Source organism: Eggerthella sp. (genome assembly GCF_048329335.1).
Classification (GTDB): Bacteria; Actinomycetota; Coriobacteriia; order Coriobacteriales; family Eggerthellaceae; genus Eggerthella; species Eggerthella lenta.
In genome coordinates, this window is record NZ_DBFEGU010000187.1 from 1 (window position 1) to 3,572 (window position 3,572).

At 67.4% G+C, this 3,572-nt stretch carries 2 protein-coding genes; both read right to left on the bottom strand.

What is annotated here, in order from left to right:
• Window positions 1–622: amino acid permease (locus tag ACMO6A_RS06220; protein WP_418470914.1), on the bottom strand; the 622-nt coding region annotated here is incomplete at its 3' end.
• Window positions 623–767: 145 nt separating this feature from the next.
• Window positions 768–3,572, bottom strand: a 2,805-nt coding sequence (gene menC, locus ACMO6A_RS06225; RefSeq protein ID WP_418470916.1) for an o-succinylbenzoate synthase, incomplete at its 5' end; no start/stop codon positions are given.

Below are 3,572 nucleotides of genomic sequence, written 5' to 3' on the forward strand. Positions count from 1 at the left end.
GATCGGCGCCCTGCGACATGTTCGCCAGAAAGATGCCGAGGTCGAATTTCTGCAGAAAGATGATGGCCGTGATGGCTACGAAGATAGGCACGAACTTCGAGATGGTGATAACGGCGTTCACGCCGGTAGCCTCTTTGATGCCGCGCGATACGAGGAACACGTAGAACCAGATGAGCAGGCTGGCGCCGATGACCGACGGCAGGTTCGTGCCGCCGCCGAAGATGGGGAAGAAGTACGAAAGCGCGCCGAACAGAAGCGCCGAGAAGCTGACCGTGCACAGAAGCGCGCTGATCCAGTAGCCCCAAGCGCTGTTGAAGCCCAAAAAGTCGCCGAACCCCGCATTCGCATAGCTGTAGATACCGCCCTTCAACTGCGGCTTGATGCGCGAGAGCGCGAAGAAAGTCATGACGAGGCACAGCACCCCGATTCCCGAGATGCTCCATGCAGTGAGGATAGCCGCGCCGCTGGCGCCGCCTGCAGCCTGGTCGCCCGCCAACGTGAACACGCCGCCGCCGACGATGAGCGTGATGACCGTGGTGACGAGGCGAAAGATGCCCAGTCCTCCGTGGGGTTGGGGAATGCCCGAAGTGGCGGACGCGTGGTGCGATGCGGATTCGCTCATGTAATCACCGTTTCCTTGATGGACAACTGGTAGCATGATACTCCACAACATTGCATTCCGTCACACCGTTATGCAACATTTTGCATGCAGAGCGGTTGTCGTCCCGAGCGGAGCGCATGGCACGGAGATGGCAAGGGGCGGGACGTCACGCAATGACGAGGCGCTCCACGAGGACGTTTTCCAACGCCGAGCGGTTGAGGTCGCAACCCAGGCCGCTGGCATGGCCTTCGCGGTTGAGCGTCACCATGCCGCGCTCGGCCGTGTAGGGCGGATCGGTAATGTCGCAGGAGAAGTAGCGAGCCGTGGCTCCGATGTCGCCGGGCGCACCCACCGCGCTCAGCGTCTCGAACGCGGCATGCAGGCGCCTGGACACGCCCGTGTCGTACATGCCGCCCATCCACACCTCGATGCCCCGCTTGCGCGCCATTTGCACGAAATCGAGCGCAGGCTGCACGCCGCCGCATTTTCCCAGCTTGAGGGCGTAGCACCGCAGCTCGGGCTGCGCCAACGCACGGGACAGGTCTTCGGGGCGCACGATGGACTCGTCGAGGCAGATGGGGGTGCGCAGCGTGCGCTGCAGACGCGCGAGGCGGCTGAACAGGTCGGTCGGCCCCACGGGGGGCAGGCGCCGCGGATCCAGCGGCTCCTCGATCCAGGCGACGTTCAGGCCGTCCAAGCCGCGCAGCTCCTCGGCTTCACGCTCCGAGAAGCTCTGGTTGGCGTCGAGCGTGATCATCATGTCGGGCAACGCGGCGCGCACGGCCTGCGCGCATGCGAGCGCGGTTCCCGGTTTCACCTTCAGCTTCACGCGCTTGTAGCCTGCCTCGGCGCAGCGGCGCGCGGCCGCAGCCGTCTCGACCGCGGAGCCCAGCCCGATCGCCGCGCCGGCCGGCACGGATGCCGAAGCGCCCGCGGTCGCGGCGTCCGCAGCCCCGCCGATCAGCTGCCATAGCGGCTTGCCGACGATCTTGCCGTACAGGTCCCACAGCGCAGGCTCGAGCGCGCCGCATGCCAACGGAAACGCCTTCGCCTCGGGAACGGCGGCGAAGGCGGCGCTCGCCTCGCTGGGATGCAGGAACGCCTCGCGCAGCACGATCGGAGCCAGAACGTCGTGGAGGATGCGCGCGTCCTGGTCGAGCGTTTCCGGCAGATACCAATCCGTCGGAAACGCCACGCACTCGCCCAGCCCCGTGCGACCGGCATGATCCGTCACTTCGACGATGATCGACTCGCGATGCGTCAGAGTGGCCTTGGCTGTTTTGAACGGCGTTTTGAACGGCAGCCGGATGCGGTGCAGCGTGACGCGCGCCACCTCGATGCGCTGGTCGTAGCGCCGCTCGAGCGCGACGCGGTCGATTTTCCCGATGCCCGTGCGCGGGAACTCGTCGAGCACGCACACGTGCTTCGGCAGGTACAGCTTCGACAGGCGCGGCGCCAAGCTGGTGCGAACGTACGACGCCAGCTGACGGTTCGTCAGGGATGCGAGCTGATCCGCCTGCGTCTGCGCTTGCGTCCGCTGCGCGTAGCGGCTCGCCCTCGGACGCGGCGCGGGCGCTTTCTCGCACTCGACGAACGCAACAGGCCGTCTTCCCCAGCGGGCGTCGGGCGCGCCGAACACGTGGGCGTCGGATACCCCGGCCACGCGCAGCAGCTTCTCCTTGATCTCGGCCGGGTACACGTTCTCGCCGCCCGACACGAACATGTCCTCGGTGCGCTCCTTCACGAACAGCTTGCCGCCGTACAGCGCCGCCGTGTCCCCCGTCAGGAAGAAGCCGTCCACCGTGTACGCGGCGCGCGCGTTCAGGTAGCCGCCGAACAGGCCCGGGCCCTTCACGGCCAGGCGGCCGAACCCGTCGTCGCCGGGATCCACGATATGCGCCTCGTAGCCGGGCAGCAGGCGCAAGCCGCCGGTGAACGAAGCCGTCACCTGGGCGTGGGCGATTTGGCTGGACGTCTCGGTCATGCCGTAGCTTGCGTACACGCGCGCGCCCGCACGGCACGCGCGATCGAGCGTCTGCGGGTTGAGCGCGCCGCCGCCCAGCAGGATGCAGGAGTAGCGCGCGAGCGTTTCCGGCTTGTCCGCGGCCACCATGTCCTGCAGCATCTTATCGACCACCGACACGTGCGTCGCGCCCTTCTTCGCCGCGTCGGACAGCAGACGGACGGCGTCGAAGCGGCGGTACAGCACGAACGGGCTGCCGTTCAGCACGCTGCGCACGACGACCTGGAAACCGCCGATATGGTAGAGCGGCAGCACCGCCTGCCACATGCCCTCGCCGCGACGATTGAGCGTCCGGTTGGACGCTTCGGATGCGAAACAGATGTTTCCCCACGTCAGCGATACGGCCTTCGCACGCCCCGTGGTGCCCGACGTGAACATGACCACGGCGCGGGCGTCGAAGTCGAACACGTGCGCGGCGTGTTCGGCGAAGTGGATGACACTCTCGGCAGCATCCTGCTGCGCCACTTCGCTGCGACGGCGCAGCGACGCGCGGCCCGAGCTGGCGCGGCCGAGCGCCTTCGTAGTGCGGGGCTCGGCGGACGCCGCGTTCACGCGGGCGGCGAAGCTAGGGCGCACGCCGCGCCCCGTCGCACGGACGGCGGACGGTGCGGCCATCTCGCCCGTCAACATGGCCTTCGCGCCTTCCAACAGGCGCGACACGTTGGTCGCATCGACGCGCAACGAAGCCAGCGACACGCCGGGCTTGCGGTCGATGTCCAGCAACCGACTGTACTTCTCGGCATCGGTCAGGCGGTTGTTGAGCGCGACCAACGCGAAGCCGCCGTACGCGGCAGCCAGCATGACCAGCACGTACGCCGGATCGTTCGGCAGATCCACGGCGACGCAATCGCCCGGACGCACGCCGCGGTCCAGCAAGAGCCGCGCGAGCGCAGCGGACAGCATGCGCGTCTCGCGATACGAGTACGCCGTCTCGTTGCCCGCTTCGTC